Origin of the sequence: Rubrivirga litoralis, assembly GCF_031846415.1 — a bacterium.
Lineage (GTDB): Bacteria > Bacteroidota > Rhodothermia > Rhodothermales > Rubricoccaceae > Rubrivirga > Rubrivirga litoralis.
On record NZ_JAVRHT010000017.1, the window covers coordinates 25,366 to 47,931 of the forward strand.

The window sequence follows — 22,566 nt, forward strand, 5'->3', positions numbered from 1 at the left end:
GGTGTCTAGGGCCGAGGGCGCCGGAGGCCCCGTGCGGGCCGATTTGGCGCGTCCGGGCGGGGCGGCATGGAACTTGGCTCTGGGGCAGGTGTGAGACCCTGTTCGAGGCTCACACTTCCCCCCCGTCACCTCCCCCCACTCATGTACACGTTCCGCATCCGCTACGCGGCGCTCGCGTTTGCCCTCCTGTTGGGCATCACACAGACCGGCTGTTCCAGCCTCAACAACACCGGCAAGGGCGCCATCGGCGGCGCGGCCGCCGGCACCGTCCTCGGCGGCGTCATCGGCAAGATCACGGGCTCGACGGCCCGCGGCGCCATCATCGGAGCCGCCGTAGGCGGGGCGGCCGGCGCCGTCGTCGGTCGGCAGATGGACAAGCAGGCCGAGGAGCTCGACAACGACCTCGAAAACGCCGAAGTGACGCCGATCCCCGGCGACGATGGCGAGACGGCCGGGATCGCGGTCCGGTTCGACAACGACCTCCTGTTCGACCTCGGTGAGTCCACGCTCCGCCCGGGCGTCCAGGCCGACCTCCGCGACCTCGCCTCGAGCCTCCGTAACTACCCGGGCCACGACGCCGTCGTCGTCGGGCACGCCTCGACGGACGGGCCGACGCAGCTCAACCAGAACCTCTCGCAGGCCCGCGCCCAGGCCGTCGAGAACTTCCTGATCAGCCAGGGCCTCGCTGCCTCGCGCCTCCAGGCGTACGGCGTGGGCGAGAGCGAGCCGCTCGCCGGCATCCCGGGCACCGACCCGGCCAACCGCCGCGTCGAGATCGCGATCTACCCGAACGAGCAGTACCGCCAGCAGGTCGAGTCCGAGTACAACTAGGACCCGCCCCGCCCGCTCCGGCGGGCTAGTTTTCGCGGCCCCCGCCCTCTCCGGCGGGGGCCGCGTCTGTTTAGGTCCCCCCGCCCCGCCCCCGATGTCCGACACCACGCCCGTCCAGACCCCCTTCGACGCCGACCGGCCGATGACCCCGCGCGAGCTCGCCGAGTGGCACCAGCGCCGGTCCGAGGACACGTGGCGCGTGTTTCGGATCATGAGCGAGTTTGTCGAAGGGTTCGGGCGGCTCTCGTCGGTCGGCCCGAGCGTGTCCGTGTTCGGGTCGGCGCGGACGCCTCCGGGGACGCCGTACTACGACCTGGGCGTGGCCGTCGGGCGGACGCTCGCCGAGCGGGGCTACGCCGTCATTACCGGGGGCGGGCCGGGCATCATGGAGGCCGCGAACAAAGGCGCGCAGGAGGCGGGCGGGGCGTCGGTCGGGCTCAACATCGCGCTCCCCCACGAGCAAGGCTCGAACCCCTACGTGGACCCCGACAAGAACCTCCTGTTCGAGTTCTTCTTTGCCCGGAAGACCATGTTCGTCCGCTACGCGCAGGGCTACATCGTGCTCCCGGGCGGGTTCGGGACGATGGACGAGCTGTTTGAGAGCCTGACGCTCATCCAGACGCGGAAAACGGCCCGGTTTCCGGTCGTCCTCATGGGCACGTCCTACTGGGGCGGCCTCCTCGACTGGATCCGGAGCACGCTCCTCGACGGCGGCTACATCTCGGCCGGCGACCCCGACCTGCTCACGGTCACGGACGACCCCGACGAGGCGGTCGACGTGATCGATCGGTTCAGCGAAGAGGCCGGCATCTCGCCCAACTTCTGAGGGTTCTCGGAGGGTTGCCTTCGCTCCCCGAACCACCCCGCCCCGCCTGATCGGGCGGGGCGGGGACCAGAGGCGGTTTCTAGGGGCGGGGTGGACGCGGCCGTCTAGTGGAGCAGACACGGGAGGAGCACGAAGGGCGCGAGAACGGCCGTTCTCATCACGGTACGGTCTCTGTAGTTTCGTCCATCGCCCCCGCCCGTTTTCCCCCACCAGGATGTCCCGACTGTCTTTCCTCGCCGCCCCCGCGCTCGCGCTCGCGCTCACGGTCCCCGCCTCCGCGCAGGAGTCGACCCCGGACACGGTGGCCGTCCCGGCCGACTCGGTCGTGGCCGATTCCGTCATGGCCGACTCGGTCGCCGCCGAACCCGTCGTCGCGCCCGACCCGGACCGCGCCCGCGAGTTTTACGAAGAGGGCCGCGCGGCCCTCACCGCCCAGAACTACGACGAGGCGCTGGCCCAGTTTGACCAGGCCCTCCTCTACAACGACGCGTACGCCGTCGCCGCGCTCGGCCGCGGCCAGGCGCTCGCTCAGCTCGGCCGCCTCGAAGACTCCCGGTCGGCCCTCGAATCCGCCGTCGAGATGGCCGAGGCTTCGGACGCCGCGAACGCCGACGACGTCGTGCGGACCACGCAGCGGTACCTCGACCAGATCAACGGCGCGATCGAATCGCGCGCAGCGAACGCCGCCCAGCAGCAGCAGGAGCAGGCGGCTCAGGCCGCGGCGTCCGAAGCCGAGGCGACAAACCAGAAGGTCGAGGAGGCCATCGCCATCCTCCAGGCCAACGAGGTCACGGAGGCCCAGGCCATCGACGCCTACGCGCTCCTCGAGCAGGCCCGGCTCGCCGGCTACGACACGGACCAGATCGCGTTCTACTACGCTAAGGCCCTCAACACGATGAACCGCGGGGCCGACGCAATCCCGTACGCCGAGACCGCTCTCGCCCAGAGCGAGGGGCAGGACGACCGCTCGCTGTACTACATCCAGCTCGGCATCGCCAACATGGAGGCCGGCAACGTGGACGAGGCCCGAGCCGCCTTCGAGGCCATCGACGAAGGCCAGTCCTGGCACAGCTGGGCGCAGCATTACCTCCGCGAGCTCGACCAGAGCTAGGCGGCCGCCCCGCCCCAACCAACTGCGCGCCGCGCCTGGGACCGTCCCGGGCGCGGCGCGCGGCGTTTCTAGCCCGACGGCCGGGCGGGGCGGTCCTAGACCGTGTTCCGACTCCCGTACCACCAGATGGCGGCGAGGAGCAGGATGGGGACGAGGACGCTGAGGTAGACGAGCGGCTCGAGGCCGACGCCGTAGCCCTCGGGGGTCGGGGCGAGGAGCGCGAGGAGGAGGGCGGGCATGCGGGGGGTAGCTTGGGAACGCCCCGTCCGTACGCCCCGCCCCGCCCCGGGGTCCGCCGCCCCGCCCCGCCATGTCCGTCGCCCCCACCGCTCAGGTTCACGCTTCGGCCCACCTCGGCGCCGGCGTCGATGTCGGCCACTTTAGCGTCGTCGGACCGGGCGTCGACGTGGGGGCGGGGTGCCAGATCGGGCACCACGTCGTGCTCCACGAGGGGACCCGGCTCGGGGCCGGCGTGCGCGTCGACGACCACGCGGTCGTCGGCAAGCGGCCGATGCGGGCGGCGCGGAGCGCGACGACGGCCGAGGGCGGGGACCTCCCCCCCGCCCAGATCGGCGACGGGTGCCTCGTCGGGACCGGCGCCGTGATCTACCGCGGCTGCCGCCTGGGCGAGCGCGTCCTCGTGGCCGACCTCGCGACGGTCCGCGAGCGCGTAGCGGTGGGCGACGAGACCATCGTCGGGCGCGGCGTGGCGGTCGAGAACGACACGACGGTCGGCGCCCGGTGCAAGCTGGAGACGAACGCCTACCTCTGCGCCTACACCATGCTCGGCGACGACGTGTTCGTGGCGCCGGGCGTGCTCACGAGCAACGACGCCTTCCTCGGGCGGACCGAAGCGCGCAAGGCTCGGTTCGGCGGGCCGACGGTCCGCGACGGCGCGCGCCTGGGCGTGGGGGCCGTGCTGCTCCCCGGCCGCGAGGTCGAGGTCGAGGCCGTCGTCGGCGCCGGCGCCGTGCTCACGGGCGACGCGCGGGCGGGGCGGGTCTGGATTGGCGTGCCGGCCCGCGACGCGCGGGCGGTGGCGCCGGAGCAATTGAGGGAGAACGGCGGGTGAGCGGGCAGCGGAGCCACCCCGCCCGTACCGTGGCGGGGTGGCTGCCGTAGGGGCGACCGGCGGTCGCCCGTGGGCGAGGCGGCGCCGTTCGGGACCGCCCCGCCCGCATCGTCCGCCACCCCGCCCGCGCCTGGGCGGGGCGGAACAAAACGAGCACCGCCCCGCCCGCGCGTCCCCAGTCCCCTGCCCTCGCTACCTTTGCCCGCCCCGCCCCGGAACGCCCCGCCCTCGATGGATCTCCAGATGGTCGACCTGCGCGCGCAGGTGGCCGCGCTCCGTCCCGAGATCGACGCGGCCATCGCCGCCGTGCTCGACCGCGGCGCGTTCGTGCGGGGGCCGTTCGTGGCCGCCTTCGAGGCCGAGCTCGCCGCCTACGTCGCGGGACTGGCGGAGGGCGGGGCGGTGCACGCGCTCGGGGTCGGGAACGGGACGGACGCGCTCCAGGTCGCGCTCATGGCGCTGGGCGTCGGGCCGGGCGACGAGGTCGTGTGCCCGGCGTTCACGTTCGTCGCGACGGCCGAGGCGGCGGCGCTCTTGGGCGCGCGGCCCGTCTTCGCCGACATCGACCCCGAGACGTTCAACCTGGACCCGGAGCGGGTCGCCGACGCCGTCACGGAGCGGACGAAGGCGGTCGTGCCGGTCCACCTGTTCGGGCAGATGGCGGACCTCGCGGCCATCCGGGACGCCGCCGGTGACGTGCCCATCGTCGAGGACGCGGCGCAGGCGCTCGGGGCGACGCGCGACGGCCAGGCCGCCGGGACGGCCGGGGCCGTGGGCACGCTCTCGTTCTACCCGTCGAAAAACCTGGGCGCGTTCGGCGACGGCGGAGCAGTCCTCACGACCGATGCCGACCTCGCCGCGCGCGTGCGGGCGATCGCCAACCACGGCGCCGAGCGGAAGTACCACCACACGCGCGTCGGCGTAAACAGCCGGCTCGACGCGCTCCAGGCCGCGATCCTGTCCGTCCAGCTCCGGCACCTCCCGGCGTTCACCGACGCCCGCCGCGCCGCCGCTGCCCTGTACGACGCGCACCTCGACGGGCTAGACGAAGTCGTCCGCCCCGCCCGGGCTGCGGGCGCGTGCCACGTGTTCCACCAGTACACGGTCCGCGTGCCGGCCGCGCTCCGCAACGGGCTCCGCGCGCACCTCGCTGCGCGCGGCGTGCCGACGATGGTGTACTACCCCGAGCCGCTCCACCGGATGGCGCCCTACGCGGGCGGGGCGGCGGACCTGCCGGAGACGGATCGGGCCTGCGCCGAGGTCCTCTCGCTCCCCATGCACCCGCACCTGACGGCGAGCCAAGTCGCTTCGGTCGCCGAGGCCGTCGCGGCGTTCGTTCGCACCGCGTAGCGGGCGGGGCGGCCACCCCGCCCCGGCGCCCGTCCCTTTCCCCGTTACCCGCCCCGCCCGTGTCCTCGTTCGCGTTTTCGGAAGCCGTCCGCATCGGGCACGTCGGCGTGGGACGGTGGGGGCTGAACCTGCTCCGCAACACGGCCGCGCTGCCGGGCGCCGAGGTCGTCGCCGTGTGCGACCGGCGCGACCCCGCGCTCGCCGCCGCGGCCCGCCTCGCGCCCGGCGCCCGCGCCGTCCGCGACGTCGACGCGCTCCTGGCCGACGCCGCCGTCGAGGCCGTCGTGGTCGCCGTCGAGACGCCGCTCCACTACGAGGTGGCGCTGGCGGCGCTGGAGGCGGGGAAGCACGTGTTCGTCGAGAAGCCGCTGGCCCAGACGGCGGCCGAGGCCGAGCGGCTGGTCCGCGAGGCGCGCGAGCGGGGGCTCCGCCTCATGGTCGGGCACCTCCTCCGGTACCACCCCGCCTTCCGCCACGTCGAGCGGCTGGCGGCGGACGGCGCGCTCGGCGAGATCCGCTACGTGCACAGCATGCGCGTCAACCTGGGCGTGGTCCGCGACCGCGAGAACGCGTTCGACAGTCTGGCGCCGCACGACCTCGCCGTGGCGCAGGCGCTCCTCCCGGGCCGCCCGGTCGCCGTCGCGGCGCAGGGGCAGGCGTTCCTCCAGCCCGGCGTCGAGGACGTCGTGTTCGCGACGGTGACGTACGAGGGCGGCCAGATCGCGCACCTCCACTGCTCCTGGCTCGACCCCCACAAGGTCCGCCGGACGACGGTCGTGGGGAGCGAGAAGATGGCGACGGTCGACGACATGGAGCCGGCCGAGAAGGTCCGCGTCTACGACAAGGGGATTGACCCGAGCGCCGAGGCCGGCTACGCCTCGTTCGCCGGCGCGCTGACGGTCCGCTCGGGCGACATCGTCGTGCCGCGCATCGCGCCGGCTGAGCCGCTGCGGCTCGAAGTCGAGGAGTTCGTGGCGTCGGTCCGCGAGGGCCGCCCCGCCCTCACCGACGGCGACGACGGCCTCGCCGTCGTCCGCGTGCTGGAGGCGGCCCGTCGCTCGCTCGCCGAGGGCGGGGCGCGCGTCGAGATCCCGTAGCCGCGGGCGGGGCGGGGCATCAGGACATGGGGACTGGGGAAAGTGCCTCCGCCCCGCCCCCAGCGCTTTGGGCGGGGCGGGCTTTCTAAACCGCCCCGCCCTCTCTCGCCCAGGAGGAAGAGGACCAGCGTTACCGCCCCGCCCCGGCTCCCCTTCCGCCTTCTGCCTTCCGCCTTCCGCCTTCCGCCGCCCACTCGTCCACTGATGGCCCCACCCCGTCGCGCCAGTCGAGCGGGGCGAGGCCGAGGGCCGCGAGCGACGGGGCGATCTCCAACTCGACGCGGGCGGGGCGGCGGGCGGCCGTCGGGTAGCCGGCCGTCGCGATGGGGTCGACGGGCACGGCCGGCGTCACGCCCCGCTCGGCGCCGGCGGCGACGGCGGCCTCGGCCAGCCCGTGCCACGTCGTGAGCGGGGCGCCGGCGACGTGCCACGTCCCCCACGGCGCCCGGCCCTCGGCCGCGAGCGCCGCGGCGTGGAGGCAGGCCCGCGCGAGGGCCGTCGCCCACGTCGGGTGCCCCCACTGGTCGGCGACGACGCCAAGGCGGGGGCGCTCGGACGCCAGGCGCAGCATGGTCGACACGAACGAGCCGGGGCGGCCGCTGAAGACCCACGCCGTGCGCAGGATGAGGTGCTGGTCTAGCCTCTCGCGGACCGCCGTCTCGCCGGCCGCCTTTGACGCCCCGTACACGCCGAGCGGGGCGGGCGGGTCGTCGGGCACGTACGGCGTCCCTTTCGTCCCGTCGAACACGTAGTCCGTCGAGAGATGGACGAGCGGGACGCCCGCACGCGCGCACGCCTCAGCGACGTGGGCCGCCCCGTCACGGTTGACGGCGTACGCGCGGTCAGCCTCGGCCTCAGCGCGGTCGACGGCCGTATACGCCGCCGCGTGGACGACGACATCGGGCTCGGCTTGCTCGACGGCGCGGAGCACGGCGTCGCGGTCCGTCACGTCGAGGCCGCCCCGCCCTACGCCCACGACGCCCGCCCCGCCCAGGCGCACGGCCTCGGCGCCGACTTGGCCGCCGGCCCCGGTCACGAGCGCCCTCACGAGACCGCGACCTGCGGGAGGTCGTCGGCGCCGAGCGCGTCGAGCCGCGGGTACGCCCGGTCCTTGTCCGAGAGCAGCGGCTTGTCGACCGGCCACGGGATGGCGAGCCCGGGGTCGTCCCAGACCACCCCGCCTTCGTCGCCGGGGCGGTAGACGTCGGTGCACTTGTAGACCACGTCGGCCTGTTCCGAGAGCACGGCGAACCCGTGGCCGAAGCCGGGCGGCACCCACAGCTGGCGCGGCGCCTCGTCGGAGAGCGTGAACGCCTCCCACTCCCCGAACGTGGCCGACCCGGCCCGGAGGTCGACAACGACGTCCCAAATCGCCCCCCGCACGGCCGCGACGAGCTTCCCCTGCGGGTGCCGCTTCTGGAAGTGGAGGCCGCGAATCGCGCCCTGCCGGCTCCGACTGTGGTTGTCCTGCACGAACGGTGCAGCAATCCCGGCTTCGGCGTAGCGTGCAGCGTGGTACTGCTCGAGGAAGAACCCACGGGCGTCGGCAAACACGCGGGGCTCAATGACGAAGACGCCAGGGAGGGAGGTGTCGTGGACGGTCACGGGGCGGGGTGGAAGCCTGAGTCGGGGAAGCTAGCGGGGTCCGCCCCGCCCGCCGCACGGCGTGGCAGGCAGATCGGGGCGGGGCAGCCGTCTTTGCGTCCGCTCCACACGCCCCCGTTGCCCCCGACCCGGGACGGGGCCTACCTTGGTCGACCTGCCCGCCGGAGCCGGCGTCCGCCCTCCAGCGACTCCGTAGCTCAGTTGGCAGAGCAGCTGGCTTTTAACCAGCGGGTCGTAGGTTCGAGCCCTACCGGAGTCACCCAGGCTCATCTTCGGCCTTGTTCTTTCGCGCCTCGGCGCCCACCCCGCCCGGGTGGTGAAATTGGTAGACACGCACGCTTGAGGGGCGTGTGGCTTAACCGCCGTGCTGGTTCGAGTCCAGTCCCGGGCACCCACGCAAAGCCGCCTGGTCTTCGGACCGGGCGGCTTTCGTCGTCTTGGGCCGACGCGCGGGCAGGGCGGCTCCGGGCGAGCGGTCCCCGCCCCGCTGGCGCGGGCGGGGTGGGGACCGCCGTCAGAGCGCGCGGACGACGGGGACGCCGCGGCCCACCTGCCCGTCGCCCGAGTGCCCGCCGGCCGACGCCCCGCTCCCCGTCGGAGCCGCCGCCTCGGGGCGGTAGGTCGGGACGAGGCCGCGGAACGCCTGGCGGACGGCGTCGCCGTCGCCAGAGCGGGCGGCCTCGAACAGGGCGTCGAGGAGCGGCGTGATGTCGCCGGCCGGCCGCGACTTCCGGGCGACGAAGATCTTCTCGTGCGGGGACGGCTCCGTTCCCTCCTCTGAGAGCAGGAGCTCCTCGTAGAGCTTCTCGCCGGGGCGCGCGCCGGTGTACTCGATGTCGATGTCGCGTCCGGGCTCGAGCCCCGAGAGCAGGATGAGGTCGCGGGCGAGGTCCGCGATCCGCACCGGCTCGCCCATGTCGAGCACGTAGACGCGGCCGCTCTCGGCGACGGCGCCGGCCTGGAGCACGAGACCGGCGGCCTCGGGGATTGTCATGAAGTAGCGGACCATGTCGGGGTGCGTCACGGTCACCGGCCCGCCCCGCCGGATCTGGTCGCGGAACAGCGGGACCACGCTTCCCCGGCTTCCGAGCACGTTCCCGAACCGGACCGACACCATCGTGCACCCCGCGCACCGCCGGGCGGCGTCGGCGACGACCATCTCGGCCACGCGCTTCGAGGCGCCCATCACGTTCGTCGGGTTGACGGCCTTGTCCGTCGAGACGTTGACGAGCGTGTCGACCCCGAACTCGACGGCGAGGCGCGCGAGCGCGAGCGTGCCGCCGACGTTGTTCCACACGGCCTGCTCGGGGTTGGCCTCCATGAGCGGGACGTGCTTGTGGGCCGCGGCGTGGAACACGACCTCGGGTCGATGCGCCTCGAACACGGCCCGGAGCGACCGCTCGTCGCGGACGTCGCAGATTACCGGCCGCCGTGCGAGGGCGGGGTGGCTCCGGGCCAGCTCGCCGTCGATCCGGAACACGCTGTTCTCGCCCCGCCCGAGGAGGACGATCTCGCCGGGCGCAAACGGGGCAATCTGACGCACGACCTCGGACCCGATCGACCCGCCCGCCCCAGTCACGAGGACCGTCCGGCCTGAAACGAGCGCCTCAATGGGACCCGTCTCGAGGCGGACGGACTTCCGCCCCAGGAGGTCCTCGACGTCGACGCGGCGGATGTTCGAGACCGAGACGCGGCCGCTGACGAGGTCGAGGAGCCCCGGAACCGTCCGGTGCTGAAGGCCCGCCTTGCTCGCCCGCTCAACCACGCGCCGCACCACGCCGCCGTCGTGCGACGGCATGGCGATCAGAACTTCGTCGGCATCGACGCGGTCGGCGACGACGGCCAACTCGTCGATCTCCCCGAGCACGGGGAGGCCCGCCACCCTCTTGCGCAGCTTCGACGGATCGTCGTCAACGAACCCGACCGGCCACCGGCCGGCTTTCGGGTGGCGAAGCATCTCACGTACGACAGCGACGCCAGCGTCGCCGGCCCCGGCCACGATCACGCGCCGGCCGCGCTCACCGCGGCGGCGGCTCTGGAGAATCCCCCTTTCCTCGTAGTACAGCCGCGCCGCAAACCGGAGCCCCGCGAGGCCTAGGATCGCAAGCATGGCCTCGATCAGCGGGACGCTTCGGGGGACGAACACGTCGCCCACGCTGGCGGCGGCGGCCACGAACTCCACCAGAGCAACGGCCACGACCGCCACCAGCAGGGGGACCATGTCGCGCAGTCCAACCCGATGCCACGAGCGGACGCGCCGGTTCATCCCGATGAGGACGACCGCCTTGAGCAGCCCACCCACCGCCGTGTACGTCAGCACGTCGGCCCCGAACGCGAACGCGCCCGCGTCGAGCCGGAGCACGAACGCGAGGGGCGCGGCGAGGAGCCACACCCCGTAGTCGAGGGAGGACTTTAGAACGAGTCGTGTCATGCAGGGGACCAGAACCCAGGGACAGCGGGTCCTAATGACGGTGGGGGGGAACGCGAAAGTACCGGGGCCGCTCGGGGGCGGGGCGGCGCCACATGTGGAAACCGGGTGGACGGGGGTCCGGCGCTGGGGCCGGCGCGCTCTTGGCGCGTGGGGCAGACGCTTTTCGCACATGCGCTTGCATCTTCTCCTACACGTGCCGCACCGCTCCGCCCCGGCTTCACCAATTTATCTCTGCGCTCCCGGCCCGTAGGTCAAACAGGTGTGGCCCACGTCACACCGCCCCGCCCGGGGGGCCAGCGGGCTCCAGCTGAGGGGAATGAGACGCACCCGGCACGGGCGGCTGGGGGGGGGCGGTAGCGCGGAGCGCTGCGAAAAGAACGATGGGCACGCCCGCACCCACTCCGATCAACAACCATACCGCCCCGCCCAACCAGGCAAGTCCCGCGGCGGCCGAGACCGCACCGAGCGCGCCGTAAAGGGCGGCGACCGCGCGGTGCCCCGCACCGGTCACGACGAGGCGCTGGTAGAGGTGCGAGCGGTGCGCCGCGAACACGTTCTCTCCGCGGAGGAGGCGGCGCACGAGCGTGAACCCGCCGTCGAACACGAACGGCCACACGAACGCGAGCGCCGCTAGCGGCAGGCGTGGGTCGCTGCCGACGAGAGCCAGGGCCGCGAACGTGAAACCGAGAAAAGCGCTCCCTACGTCGCCCATGAACACCCGCGCCGGCGCCCAGTTGTGGACGAGAAAGCCCAGCGCCGCCCCGCCCATGGCCGCGCCCGTCCACCCCGCGACGAGGCCGCCCCCAAGCGCGCCGACAGCCGCCCACGCCGCACCCGCGACGACGGCCTGGAGACCGGCGATCCCGTCGATCCCGTCCATGAAGTTGTAGACGTTGGTCAGTCCGACCACCCAAAGCCCCGCGACGAGTCCGCCCGCCGCGCCGAGCGGGACGGCGCCGAGGCCAGGAAGCGTGACGGCGGTCCACGCGCCGAGCGCCCAGACGGCGGCGGCGGCGGCGGCGACCTGGACGGCCAGCCGGAGGCCCGCCCCGAGCGGCCGGACGTCGTCCGCCCCGCCCAGCGCCGCGACGGCGAGGGCGGGGAGGCCGAGCCCGAAAACCGAGCGGGGTGGGGCGCCAGCGGCGAGCGCGAGCGCCCACGCGGCGGCGGCGCAGAGCACGAGCGCGAGGCCACCGCCGCGCGGCGTCGGCGTGGTGTGTGAGCTCCGCTCGTTGGGGACGTCGAGGACGCCGCGCCGGAGCGCGAGGCGCCGCACGGCGCCAACGAGCGCCCACGACGCGGCGGCCGCGCCCGCGGCGAGGAACACGAGCGTCACGGCGCGCTCAGGAGAGTCGCCCACCCCGCCCTCAGGTCGGCGTGGGCGGGGCGGTAGGTGGTCTCATCGATCAGGCGTCGCCCGTCGACGGCCACGTCCTCGGTAATCTTGTCGACGGCCGACGCGCCTGGGACGTCCCGGCCCAGGCGCGCGGCGACGGCCGACGCCGCCGCGGCCGCCGCGCGCACGGGCGGGGCGGGCACGTAGAGCACGCTCGGCCGACGGTCAACAGCCTGCTGCATCGCCCGCACGACGGCGTTGAACGTCCAAACGCGGCCGTCCGTCAGGTTGTAGAGCGCGCTCGGGAGCGGGGTGGTGGCGGCCAGAGCGAACGCCGCCGCGGCGTCCTCGACGTGGACGAGCGTCCGCCGGTTCTGGCCCGTCCCGGGCAGCACGCGGAGCCCGCGGCGGAGAGCGCCCAAGAGCTGCCGGTAGTTTCCCCGCATGCCCGGCCCGTAGACGGCGGCGAGGCGCAGGACCACCCCGCCCGCGAGGTCGGCGACGATGCCCTCGGCCTCGCGCTTGGTGCGGGCGTAGGGCGTCTCGGGCGCCGTCGGATCGGCCTCGGTCCAGGGCGCGCGGCCGGCGCTCGGACCGTACACGTTGATCGTGCTCGCGAACGCGAACCGGGCCACGCCAGCGCGCTCGGCCGCCGCCGCCAGTCGCTCGGTCCCGCCTACGTTGACGCGCGCGTACTCGTCGGCCAGCTCGGGCGGCGGGTCGACCACGTGGAGGAGAGCCGCGAGGTGGACCACAGCGTCGGCCCCGTCGGCGCCGCGCGCGAGCGCGTCGGCATCGGCGAGCGACCCGGCCACACGCTCGGCGCCGGCCGGGAGCGGCGCCGCCGCGTCCCGCGTGAGCACGCGGACGTCCGCCCCGCCCGCGACGAGTCGGCGGACGACGGCCGGGCCGACGGCGCCAGTCCCTCCGGTCACGAAAACGGTCACCGCCCCACCCCGCCCGCGACCGGCTCGCGGACCGGCTCTCCCAGAAGAGCCCCCATGACGATCGCGTTGATCCGGCGGTAGTCGTAGCGCTCCTCGGCCAAGCGCCGCCCCTCCTCCCCCATCCGGGCCACGCGGGCGGGGCGGCCCACGAGCGACTGCATGGCGTCGGCCAGGGCGGCCGGGTCGCGGGGCGGCACGACGAGCCCGTTGACGCCGTCAGCCACGGCCTCGCGGCACCCGGGGTTGTCCGTCGTGATGACGGCGCGGCCGGTCGCCATGGCCTCCATGATGCTCCGCGGGTAGCCCTCGCGGTAGAACGACGGGAGCACGAACACGTCGGCCTCGCGGAGCCAGCCCTCGACGTCGTCGACGTGGCCCCGCCATTCGACGCCAGCGGCGTCCGTGCGCCGGCGGAGCTCCGCTTCCGAAACGGCGTCGTAGCTGTCGTCCGCCCCGCCCAGCATGACGAACCGGGTGCCCGGGTGCTCGGCCTTCACGCGGCGCGCGGCCTCGACGAAGTCCCACACCCCCTTCTGCTCTAGCATCCGACCGACGTAGAGGAACGTCGGAGCGGGGCGGCCCGGGGGCGGGGCGGGTGCGAACTGGTCGAGGTCGATGCCCATCCCCTCGACCCGCCGCAGACGGTCCGCTCGCAGCCCGACATCGTCGCGGAAGTACGCCTCGTCCTCGGCGTTGAGGACGAACAATGTGTCGTAGGCGGTGCCGGCCACGCGGTAGGCGGCTGCGAGGACCCGCCGCCGCTTCCCGTTCCCGCCACCGCTGACCCCGAGCCCCTCGATCATCGCCACCCGGCGGGGAATCCCGAGCCCGGCCGTCGCGACCGCCGTGTAGAGGACGGGCTTGACGAAGTGAGAGAAGACGGCGTCGGGGCGGAGGCCGCGGAGCGCCCGGCGGATCGAGAGGACGGAGCGGGCCTCGTAGGTGAGGCTCCCTTTCGAGCGGTCGAACGCGATCGGCGCCGTCTCGGCGCCGGCCGCCTGCAGAACGTCGCGCGACGCGGGGTCGCAGTCCCACCCCGGCGAAAACACGACGACCCGGTGCCCGGCTGTCGTCAGGTCGCGGACGAGGAGGGTCCTGAACCGGGCCAGCGCAAAAGGCTGGTTCCCAACGAAGGCAACGGTTTGCCGCCCCGCCGTAGGACGGCCGAGGCGAGGGGCGGGGTGGCGGGCGACGAACGGCGCGGTCATGGCGTAGGGTCAAGTCGGGGGGCGCCCGGCGTGAGGCCGGCGGCCTCTCGGAGCGTGGCGTCGAGCCGGGGGGCCACGCTCGCGAGAGAGTACCCGTCGCGGACGCGGGCGCGGCCCCGCTCCCCCATCGTCTGGCCCAAGGAGCGGTCGGCGCGGAGCCGATCGAACGCCGCGTGCCACGCGTCGGGGCCGTCGGCGAGGAACCCGTTCCACCCGTCCGTCACGATCTCGGCGTTAACGCCGACGGGCGAGGCGACGACCGGGCGCCCGGCGGCCATGCATTGGACGAGCTTGAACCCGCACTTCCCCCGCTCCCACGGCTCGTCCGGGAGCGGCATGATTCCGACGTGGAAGCGCCCCATCTCAGCCACCTCCGTCGCCCCGCTCCACGGCCGGACCTCGACCGGGACGTCACCGAGCGGGCGCCCCTCGACACCGACGAGGACTACGCGCGTATCGGGGCGGGCAGCCTCTCTAGCGAGGACGTCCCGGAGGACGTGGAGCACCCGCTGCGAGCCGGGGGACCCGATCCACCCGATAGTAAATGGCCCTTCGGGCAAGGGCGCTACCGGCCCGTAGCAGTCGAGGTCGACTACGCTCGGGAGCACCTCAATGTGCCGAGCTCCGGCCGTCCTCGCCCGAGCGGCAAGGTAGCCGTTTCCCGCAACGACCGTCCGTGCACCTCGCATCAAACGGTCCACCTTCCGGCCGAACACGCGGCGGACAGCCGCGCGGCGGTGGGTGTCGTACGTGTGGAATGTAGCGTCGTCGTAGTCGACTACGTAGGGCCGCCCCCTGAAAAGCGCCCGCTCGGCGGCGTACGGGACGAACGGGAGCAGTTCCTTCTCGACCCAGATCAAGTCGTGGTCCGCGCGCCCGAGGAGCCGGGCAGCCCGCCGGAGGTAGGCCCAGGCGAGCCGGTCCGGCCGGCGCCCCCCCGTCTCGTAGAGGCGGCGGACGTAGGCATCGTCGAGCAGCCCCGCCCGCTCCACCCGCCACCCCGCCCGGCGGAGGGCGGGGACGAACTGGCTCCCGCGGACCCGGCTGCTCGACCCCAGGTCGCCGTACCGCGTCAGCATCAGGAGCCGGCCCGTCGAGCGGTCCGGCGGCGGGGCGGCGGGGCTCCCCCGGTCCGCTGAGGCCGCGCCGGTCATACCACCTGAGCCACGAGAGCCGCGGGCCGTGCCTGCCGGCGCGCAGTAAGGCTCCGTCGCCTGAGCTGGGCTACCCACAGTTCGCACGCGAAGACGAGGAACACGAGCTGCATGCCAAGAACCCGGAGCCGGAGGGCCGTCCCGAGGTTGTCGTTGTAGATCGCGATCAGGCCGAACCAGGCGAGTGCGAGGAGGAGGAGGTACCGACCTCCCGGCGTCTTGCGTACCTGCCCCCGGAAGACGCGGTAAAGCGCGTACGCAATAACCGGGACTTCAAACACGAACCCAACCAGCGTCGACAGGCTGTTCACCTGGAAGGGGAGCGGCCCGACCGCATTCGACACGAAGCTGTACGCGTAGAGAGCGAGGAATCCCCAGGGAGTAGTGGCCGACGCGAAATCGATACCCAACGTCGACCCTCCCTCCATCGCCTCAAAAGTCTGCCGAAAACGGAGGTAGTGCATGAAGTCGGCAAAGAAGTTCATACGCACGAGCAAGGCAAGCATCAGGAGGCCGAGGGCCGCCCCCGAAGCCAGAATGGCCCCCTTCCGCCGGCTCTGCCGGAGCCCCACGACGCCTAACCACGCAACCGTTCCTGCGACGAACGCGACGGCCGCGTACCACCGGAACGCAAAGAGGCCGCCTAATGAGATCACGAGCCCGATGCCACCCCGCGCCCTCCGGACGAACACCTCGTACCCGTAGTACGCGCACGCGAGATAGGACGCGTAGATCATGAGGTCGCGGTAGATCGAGAACGAGCCGTAATACACAACCGTAGGGAACAGACCGAGAAGCACCAATGTGACAGCCTGAGACCGAACGGATGGCCGCTGCCGCGTAGCTTCCCACGACAGCCGGTCGAGGAGGCGGAGCCCATAGACCAGGACGAGGACCGAGGCGACAAACAGGAATGCTTTGAACAGGAACAAGCCCCGGAGGCCCATCCAGTGCATGAGAAGCCCAATGGCGAGTGGCCACACGTTCGGCGCCCCCGGAAGCCGCCCGGTCTCCGCTACGTGGCCCGCGATCCGCCGGTACGTAATTCCGTCGTCGCCTCCGAGTATGATGGGGCTCAACCCTCCCATCCCCACGTCGACCGACCATACATGGACGAAGATGACGACGGCGAGCTTCGCAAGCGCGATGAGGAGCAGGAGCAGGATGGTTTGAGTTCGCACAGCGGATTACCTGCACCAACGCCGAAGGACACCAGCAATGTAAATGGACGGCTCCGACACCAATCGGTAGGATCGGGTAAATCCGACTGCCAATCCCTAGTTGGAGTGGGCGGGGCGGACGGCATCGAACGCTCGACGATACTCGCTCGTGCTCCGGTCGAGGCTGAACCGCTCAACGCCCCGCGCTCTTGCCCGGCCGCGGTATGCTTCCCGTTTTGAGATAACGTCCGATATGATCCAGTCGGCAGCGAGCTCCATCCAGTCCCCCCGCCCCCCCGCGACGAGGAACCCCACGCCTTCGACGGCCACCCCCTCTCCAATCCCGGCAGAGGCCACCGTCGGCACCCCGCACAGGAGGTACTCAGCGATTTTGACCGGAGCCACGGCGCGCTGCGAGAAGAAGGGGGTACGTAGGGCGAGGCCGACGTCGGCTGCCGCGAGATAGCGCGGGACCTCCAGCGGAGGAACGCGCCGCACGATGGCGGCCCCGCCCACCCCGCTCGCCTCAACGAGCGGGCGGGCCAGGTCCGGCTCCCCCGTCAGGAGCAAGAACCGAGCATCGGGACGGCGGCGGCAGACGGCGCTGAACAGCGCGATCATGTCGCCAACGCGGTACTGAGGTCCCATACTGCCGGCGTAGACGAGGAGCGGGGCAGCGAGCGCCACGCCGAGTTCCTGGCGCGTCCGCGAGCGGTCGCTCTCCATTCCCGGCGCGAAGACGTTGGGGTCGCGGCCGTTCGAGACCACGAAGGCACGCCCGCCGAGGTCCCGCCCCGCCCGCTCAGCCAGGACACCGACTGCCCATTCGGTCCGCGTAACGACGGCGTCAGCCTGGGCGACCGCCCTGTCTTCGAAGGCTCGGAGGAGCCGGTACGCCTTCCCGTCCCGGCTCCAGCCCCCGAAGTCGGCACGCTCGTCGGCCATTAAGCCGTCCGCGTCGTAAAGGAGGCCTGCGGGTGGGGCGAGGCGGCGGGCGCCTAGCGCCATCCCTGCACACAGGTTGCTCCGCGGCATGACCACGTCGACCCTGTGTCGCCGCACTTCGCTAGCGACGGCGAGCGCCCCCCGCCCGACGCTCGCCAACGTGGCCGGCCCGAGCGGGCGCCGCCACACGGAGACGAACCGGAGGTCCACGCCAGCCTTGGCTGCGAGCCGCTTCGCCTCATCCTCGCGGTGCGCCTGATCCCACCCGAAGTGGAGCACGCGGAGCTGGTCGCCGCCGCGAAGGGCTCCGGTTAGGAGCGGGAGGAAGAGAGACTCGAGGTACCGTGTGTTCGGCCCCTCCCAGTTGACGAACAGTACAGTCATAGGAGCGGTTGTGACCTCACCGCCCGCAGGCCTCGGAGCCACGAACGGAGCGACGCCGGGAGCAGACCGAGCGTGAGGCTGCGGGCAGATCGGGTTACCCATTCAGCGTAGGGACGCGGACTTTTCTGGAGCCGTGCGGCCTCCCGGTAGGCCCCGAGTGCCAAAAGGCGGCGGCCTGAGCCGGCCGCTGAGCGGCCCTTCGAGAGGTACACGTTGGCGAGCGCTACAGAATACTCCTCTGCATCCAAGTGGGACTCGTATTTATGGACCGTCCTCAGGTGAGCCTCAAAGTTCCCCTCCACGTTCAGACCCAGATTGCTTCCCGTGTACGTTTTGACCACCAGAGGCTCGGGGATGTAATGGAGCTTGTGCCCGTGAAAGGCAATCGCTGCATAGAAATCGAGGTCCTCCGCAACGAGCGACTCGTCAAACCCTCCTACCTCCTCATACACCTCTCTCTTGAACAGTACGGATGGGGCGACGGCAGTGACCTGGAGCGACACGAGCTCGAAGAATTGGGCGCCCTTCGCCGCCGGATACAGCCCAGTGATGTCGATGAGCCGCCCGTCCATGTGGTCATTGTACGCTGACGTGTGGATCAGTCCGTAGTCTGGGCCAAGGGCCGCGAGGGCCGTGACCTGCTTCTCGATCTTCGAGGGGAGGAAGTAGTCATCTGACGCGAGTACAGCTACCAAGCTGCCGCGCGTCCGTGCAATTCCGTAGTTCAGCGTCGACGACACGCCCCCGTTTCCCTTCTGGAACGCTTCGAATCGCCGATTGGTCGCCTCTTGCACGCGCTGGACCTCCTCCCACGACCCATCCGTTGACCCGTCGTCGACGACGACGAGTTCGATGTGGGGATACGTCTGGTCGAGCACGCTCTGGATGGACCGTGCTACATACGCTTCGTGGTTGTACGAAGGGATCACGACGCTCACGAGGGGCAGTTCGCCCTCTCCGCCGAGGAAAGGCAGTTCGCTCATGTTTTGACTCCCCCGGTGGGGAGTCGGCTCCAGGTGCGGAGGAAAATGTAGGCAACGATGTGGCCCGGCCGCATGCGAGGCCAGTCGCGCAACTGCATGTGATGGCCCAGTTCCGTCATCAGCCCTGACATCCTCCGACGCACTTCGGACGTGCCGAGCGCGCGGCGCTGCTGGTAGGTGGCCCACCCCGTCCCGATAGCGACCTCGACTGCTCGAATGACGTCAGGACGGCTGAAGTTCTCGATCGTGAACCGAACGAGCCACCTCTGCGAGTCCAGCACGTCGACCCGGTGCCGGTGGAGGCCTACCGAGGTCGAAGAGGGGTTGAGCCGGTAGAAGTACTTTTTGTTGCACAGCCCGACAGCCGTCGCACGCAAGAGCACCCGGCGTGTGAGAAGCTCGTCCGCGTTGTAGCCGGGCTCGCGGAAGCCAGCGTATGCGTCGGCATAAAGTGATTTTCGGGCGAGGCCAAGGGGGTGCATCTGCCAACCTCCGAGCGTTCGGCGAGCCGCTTCCCGGCCCGTCATCGGAAAGTCAGCCGGGTCGAGCGGGACAAGGTGCCACAGGCGCTCACCATCAGTCTTCCACAACTGCCAGACGCATAGGTCACACCCCGTGTCGAGGACTCGGTCGAAGGCCGCGGCTACGGCTCCCTCCTCTACTGTGTCGTCAGCGTCGACGAGCGCAATCCAGTCACACGCAGCTCGTTTGACGCCGGTCCGGCGGGCCTCGACCGCCCCGCCATTCTCATCCCTCCTCACCACCTCGACGTTGCCGTACTCGGAAGCGAGGTGGCTGGCCACCTCGTCGGACCCGTCGGTAGATACGTCGTCGACGATCACGATCTGCTCCGGCCGAGTGCCTCTATTGATGGATTCGACGCACTCGACGAGGTACGCCCCCGAGTTGTAGTTCGGGATCACGACGGTGACGGGGATGGTGCGGCTCATTCGGGGCGGGGTGGTCTGCGGACCATACTGAGGAGCCGGCTGAGACGGCCTGCGACAGAGGGCATCGCATCCATCTCGCGGAAGCGGTGGATCGCGAACGAGGCCGCCAAGGCCGACAGCGCCAGCCCCACCGCAGCTGACGCCCCGTCGGATACCTGGGAGGCCCCCGCCGTTAGAATAGCCGCGCCGAGGAGGGCGGCGAGGTAGAAGGCCGGCCGACGGTGCATGGACACGCCGTGCCACGGGCGGACGCCTCCCCAGCCGATGGCGACGCTCCACACGAGATAGAGGCAGAATGCGGCCCCCACTCCGACCAATCCCACGCGGGGGACGAGGAGGTGCGTGGCACCCGCGAACACCGCCTGCCCCGTTAGCTCGAGAGCGAGGAACGCTGCAGACCGCCCCCTCGCGAGAAGGGCGAACCCGATCGTCCAAGTCGCCATCTTCAGCACGTCGGCGACCACGAGCCCACGCAGGAGGTCGTCGCCGGCGCGGAAGTCGGACGAGTAGAGGGCGGTGAGGACCCACGGGGCCAGCCCTAACACGGCGAGCAAAAGAGGTCCAGCCAGCAGCACGGCCACCTCCAGCTGCTCGTTGACGGCCGCCCGGAACGCCTCTGGGCGGTCCGCGACTTGAGCGAGGCGCGGATAGTAGTCGGCTGCCATCGCTCCTAGAATCAGCCCGAGGTACTGGATCGAGATGGCGGAGGCTGCCTGGTATTGGCCGGCCGCGTCGACGCCGAGGTGACGGGCGAGGACCGACCGGACGAAGAGATCGACCACCCCGCCCGCGACGCCGGCCACCATCAGCACCCAGCCGAGGCTGATCATGGCGCGCCACTGGGACCACACAGCCGCCCCGGGCGGGGCGGCGGCACCCCGCACCGGGCGGAGCGAGCGTGTAAACCAAAAGGCAGCCCCCATAGTGGCTACTGGGGTTGAGATCACGAACCACCGAATTCCGTCGCTCCGGAAGATCGCCAGCAGCGTCAGCCCGGCGGCAGCGGCGACGACCGCCCCGGTGACGCTCGCCCGCGCAAGGTCGCCGGTCCGCCGGAGCCCCTGGAGCAGGGCCATCTGCGCCCCAGCCACGAGAGCGGCTAACACGCCGACGCTCACCCACGCCACGTCGGCCGCCCGGGCACCCGAGCCGAAGACGTACCGCGCGATGGGGACGCTCAGCAGGGACAAGGCGGCGAGGCCTACGAGGCCGAGCAGAACATTGGACCGCCAGAGTGCACGGCGAATCGCACCGAGGGCGGCGGGGTCTCCTACTGCCGCTGCCACTGAGCGGACGCTGCTGCTGGCCAGCCCCAGCCCGAGAACGGTCGTCGCCGTCGTCATCACAGACGTCAGCAACCCGATGATCCCCAGGCCCGCCGGACCGATGAGGAGGGCGACGCCCTTTGCCCGGGCGAGCCCGACGAGGATCGTAATTAGGCTCCCCCCCCCGACGATCGATGTCGCGCGGAGGATAGACCGATACGTGGGCTCGTCCGAGAGCGGCTGGCCCTCCTCCTCAATCTGACTCGGCGCGGCCGCGGCCACCGGCTGCTCGGTGCTCATCCGAAGGACCGGACCGCCTGGACTACCCGTGCCGCACCCTCGGGACTCAGGTGGGGGCCAATCGGAAGGCTTAGGACCTCGCGGTGGACCGCCTCCGCCACAGGGAGGCTCCCCTCCCCCATTGCGAGATCCGCATACGCCGGCTGGAGATGCGGCGGGACCGGATAATGGACGAGTGTCTGAACGCCCCGCCCCGCGAGGTGGGCTGCGAGCGCGTCGCGCCGGGCGTGGCGGACGACAAACAGGTGCCATACGGGATCCACCCCGCTCAGCACATAAGGCAGGACCACCCCGCCCACGTCGCTCAAGCCGTCGAGGTAACGATCAGCGACTGCAGAGCGACGTGCGTTCCAGGCGTCCAGGTGAGCGAGCTTAACGCGGAGGAACGCCGCCTGGAGCGGGTCGAGGCGCGAGTTGAAGCCGACGACCTCGTTGCGGTATTTCTCGCGGGACCCGTAGTTACGAAGCACGCGGACACGGTCGGCGAGGTCGGCGTCGTCGGTCGTTATGGCGCCGGCATCGCCAAAGGCGCCCAGGTTCTTACCGGGGTAGAAGCTGAAGGCGGCCGCGTCGCCGAGCGCTCCGACGCGGCGGCCGTGGTAGCGAGCGCCGTGGGCCTGCGCGGCGTCTTCGATCACCGGCACGCCGTGGCGGCGGGCCACCTCCCGAATCGGGTCCATGTCCGCCGGCTGCCCATAGAGGTGCACGGCGACGATCGCCTTCGTCCGCGGCGTGATGGCGGCTTCGAGGCAGGCGGGGTCCAGGTTGTACGTGGCCGCGTCAGGCTCGACCGGAACCGGCCTCGCATTGGTGTAAGTGGCCGCGAGCCACGTCGCGATGTACGTGTTCGATGGGACGATCACTTCGTCGCCTTCCTCTACTCCGTACGCCCGGAGGAGGAGGTGAATGGCTTCGAGCCCGTTCCCGACGCCGACGCAGTACTCGGCGCCGCAGTAGGCGGCGAACTCCGCCTCGAACGTCTCGACCTCCGCCCCGCCCACGTACCACCCCGATTCCATCACGCGCCGGTAGGCGGCGTCGAGGTTGCCGCGGAGTTCGTCGTAGGCCGCGTGGAGGTCGAGAAACGGAACGTTGGAATCAATCACGGACGGCGTGGAGGAAGTTGTCGTAGTCGCGGATGTAGTCGGCCTCATCGTAATGGTCCGACGCAAGCACGAGGTAGATGGACCCGGGGTCAAAGTTGACCTCTGATGCCCAAATCATTGGAGGAATGTGGAGACCCCGCCACGGCCGGTTGATGTGGATAGTCTCCTCCGCCTCTCCATCGTCGACACGGACGTCCAGGCTGCCGGAGAGGCAGACGATGAATTGGTGGAGGCTGCGGTGTGCGTGAGCCCCTCGATTGGTCCCGGTTGGTACGTCATAGACGTAGAACACGCGCCGGATCTCGAAAGGCACGTGCCCTCCCCCCTCGATGAACGTGAGGTTCCCGCGGGGGTCCGTCATCTTAGGGAGGTCGATGAGGACGCAGTCTTGGACCGACGCATGGGGGACGGGGCGGCTCATTCCACCTCCTCTGGGCTTAGCTCGCGCACCGCCTCGCGCGAGTTGTCTAGCGCGTAGGCAGTCCCTTCTCGGTCCTGCGCGCGA

General features: G+C 71.5%; 21 protein-coding genes and 2 tRNA genes. 8 read left to right on the forward strand and 15 right to left on the reverse strand.

The annotated features are described in order from the left end of the window. The first annotated feature begins 141 nt into the window (after window positions 1-141). The 3 genes from RM540_RS08570 (at window position 142) to RM540_RS08580 (ending at window position 2,768) form a co-directional block, all read left to right on the forward strand. Complete coding sequence (locus tag RM540_RS08570) at window positions 142-831, forward strand: OmpA family protein (RefSeq protein ID WP_311663140.1); 690 nt, start codon at window positions 142-144, stop codon at window positions 829-831. Window positions 832-925: 94 nt separating this feature from the next. Further along, window positions 926-1,657, forward strand: coding sequence for an LOG family protein (locus RM540_RS08575; protein WP_311663141.1), 732 nt, complete (start codon window positions 926-928; stop codon window positions 1,655-1,657). A gap of 214 nt (window positions 1,658-1,871) precedes the next feature. Next, window positions 1,872-2,768 (forward strand): tetratricopeptide repeat protein, encoded by an 897-nt coding sequence (locus RM540_RS08580; RefSeq protein ID WP_311663142.1) that lies wholly within the window; start codon window positions 1,872-1,874, stop codon window positions 2,766-2,768. Window positions 2,769-2,863: 95 nt separating this feature from the next. On the opposite strand, the gene RM540_RS08585 is transcribed toward RM540_RS08580, so the two are convergent. Continuing rightward, window positions 2,864-3,007, reverse strand: coding sequence for a hypothetical protein (locus tag RM540_RS08585; RefSeq protein WP_311663143.1), 144 nt, complete (start codon window positions 3,005-3,007; stop codon window positions 2,864-2,866). Between the two features lie 71 nt (window positions 3,008-3,078). Between RM540_RS08585 and RM540_RS08590 the strand changes: the two genes are divergently transcribed. The 3 genes from RM540_RS08590 to RM540_RS08600 all read left to right on the forward strand — a co-directional run bounded on the left by RM540_RS08590 (window position 3,079) and on the right by RM540_RS08600 (window position 6,287). Next, entirely contained in the window at window positions 3,079-3,840 is a 762-nt protein-coding gene (locus RM540_RS08590; protein WP_311663144.1) for an acyltransferase, read from the forward strand. A gap of 198 nt (window positions 3,841-4,038) precedes the next feature. After that, window positions 4,039-5,190 (forward strand): DegT/DnrJ/EryC1/StrS family aminotransferase, encoded by a 1,152-nt coding sequence (locus RM540_RS08595; protein ID WP_311663145.1) that lies wholly within the window; start codon window positions 4,039-4,041, stop codon window positions 5,188-5,190. A 59-nt stretch (window positions 5,191-5,249) separates the two neighbouring features. Continuing rightward, window positions 5,250-6,287: a Gfo/Idh/MocA family protein gene (locus RM540_RS08600; RefSeq protein WP_311663146.1), complete on the forward strand. Its 1,038-nt coding sequence runs from the start codon at window positions 5,250-5,252 to the stop codon at window positions 6,285-6,287. 130 nt (window positions 6,288-6,417) lie between these two features. On the opposite strand, the gene rfbD is transcribed toward RM540_RS08600, so the two are convergent. Both rfbD and rfbC read right to left on the reverse strand, forming a co-directional pair. Further along, window positions 6,418-7,323, reverse strand: a complete 906-nt coding sequence (gene rfbD, locus RM540_RS08605; RefSeq protein ID WP_311663147.1) for a dTDP-4-dehydrorhamnose reductase — start codon at window positions 7,321-7,323, stop codon at window positions 6,418-6,420. Between the two features lie 8 nt (window positions 7,324-7,331). After that, window positions 7,332-7,892 carry a dTDP-4-dehydrorhamnose 3,5-epimerase gene (rfbC, locus tag RM540_RS08610; RefSeq protein ID WP_311663148.1) on the reverse strand — a complete coding sequence of 187 codons (561 nt, stop codon included), beginning with the start codon at window positions 7,890-7,892 and terminating at the stop codon, window positions 7,332-7,334. Between the two features lie 186 nt (window positions 7,893-8,078). Between rfbC and RM540_RS08615 the strand changes: the two genes are divergently transcribed. Beyond that, window positions 8,079-8,151: transfer RNA gene (locus tag RM540_RS08615), tRNA-Lys, on the forward strand. Between the two features lie 48 nt (window positions 8,152-8,199). After that, window positions 8,200-8,283, forward strand: a tRNA-Leu gene (locus RM540_RS08620). A gap of 123 nt (window positions 8,284-8,406) precedes the next feature. On the opposite strand, the gene RM540_RS08625 is transcribed toward RM540_RS08620, so the two are convergent. The 12 genes from RM540_RS08625 to RM540_RS08680 form a co-directional block, all read right to left on the reverse strand. Continuing rightward, complete coding sequence (locus tag RM540_RS08625; RefSeq protein ID WP_311663149.1) at window positions 8,407-10,323, reverse strand: polysaccharide biosynthesis protein; 1,917 nt, start codon at window positions 10,321-10,323, stop codon at window positions 8,407-8,409. A gap of 271 nt (window positions 10,324-10,594) precedes the next feature. After that, a complete protein-coding gene (locus RM540_RS08630; RefSeq protein WP_311663150.1) occupies window positions 10,595-11,683 on the reverse strand; it encodes an MraY family glycosyltransferase in 1,089 nt (362 codons plus the stop codon). Beyond that, complete coding sequence (locus RM540_RS08635; RefSeq protein WP_311663151.1) at window positions 11,656-12,594, reverse strand: NAD-dependent epimerase/dehydratase family protein; 939 nt, start codon at window positions 12,592-12,594, stop codon at window positions 11,656-11,658. Before RM540_RS08635 ends, RM540_RS08630 begins: the two co-directional genes overlap by 28 nt. An 8-nt stretch (window positions 12,595-12,602) precedes the next feature. Further along, on the reverse strand, window positions 12,603-13,814 hold the full coding sequence (locus RM540_RS08640; RefSeq protein WP_311663152.1) for a glycosyltransferase family 4 protein: 1,212 nt from the start codon (window positions 13,812-13,814) through the stop codon (window positions 12,603-12,605). Further along, window positions 13,811-14,968, reverse strand: coding sequence for a glycosyltransferase family 4 protein (locus tag RM540_RS08645; protein WP_311663153.1), 1,158 nt, complete (start codon window positions 14,966-14,968; stop codon window positions 13,811-13,813). Before RM540_RS08645 ends, RM540_RS08640 begins: the two co-directional genes overlap by 4 nt. Further along, window positions 14,965-16,149, reverse strand: coding sequence for a hypothetical protein (locus tag RM540_RS08650; RefSeq protein ID WP_311663154.1), 1,185 nt, complete (start codon window positions 16,147-16,149; stop codon window positions 14,965-14,967). Before RM540_RS08650 ends, RM540_RS08645 begins: the two co-directional genes overlap by 4 nt. 96 nt (window positions 16,150-16,245) lie before the next feature. Continuing rightward, entirely contained in the window at window positions 16,246-17,457 is a 1,212-nt protein-coding gene (locus tag RM540_RS08655) for a glycosyltransferase (RefSeq protein ID WP_311663155.1), read from the reverse strand. Further along, window positions 17,454-18,440 carry a glycosyltransferase family 2 protein gene (locus RM540_RS08660; RefSeq protein ID WP_311663156.1) on the reverse strand — a complete coding sequence of 329 codons (987 nt, stop codon included), beginning with the start codon at window positions 18,438-18,440 and terminating at the stop codon, window positions 17,454-17,456. The genes RM540_RS08655 and RM540_RS08660 overlap by 4 nt, the downstream gene beginning before the upstream one ends. After that, window positions 18,437-19,390 (reverse strand): glycosyltransferase family 2 protein, encoded by a 954-nt coding sequence (locus RM540_RS08665; protein WP_311663157.1) that lies wholly within the window; start codon window positions 19,388-19,390, stop codon window positions 18,437-18,439. The genes RM540_RS08660 and RM540_RS08665 overlap by 4 nt, the downstream gene beginning before the upstream one ends. Next, window positions 19,387-20,955: an O-antigen translocase gene (locus tag RM540_RS08670; protein ID WP_311663158.1), complete on the reverse strand. Its 1,569-nt coding sequence runs from the start codon at window positions 20,953-20,955 to the stop codon at window positions 19,387-19,389. Before RM540_RS08670 ends, RM540_RS08665 begins: the two co-directional genes overlap by 4 nt. After that, window positions 20,952-22,058, reverse strand: coding sequence for a DegT/DnrJ/EryC1/StrS family aminotransferase (locus RM540_RS08675; RefSeq protein ID WP_349256310.1), 1,107 nt, complete (start codon window positions 22,056-22,058; stop codon window positions 20,952-20,954). Before RM540_RS08675 ends, RM540_RS08670 begins: the two co-directional genes overlap by 4 nt. Further along, window positions 22,054-22,482 (reverse strand): sugar 3,4-ketoisomerase, encoded by a 429-nt coding sequence (locus tag RM540_RS08680; RefSeq protein WP_311663160.1) that lies wholly within the window; start codon window positions 22,480-22,482, stop codon window positions 22,054-22,056. Before RM540_RS08680 ends, RM540_RS08675 begins: the two co-directional genes overlap by 5 nt. Window positions 22,483-22,566: the final 84 nt, after the last annotated feature.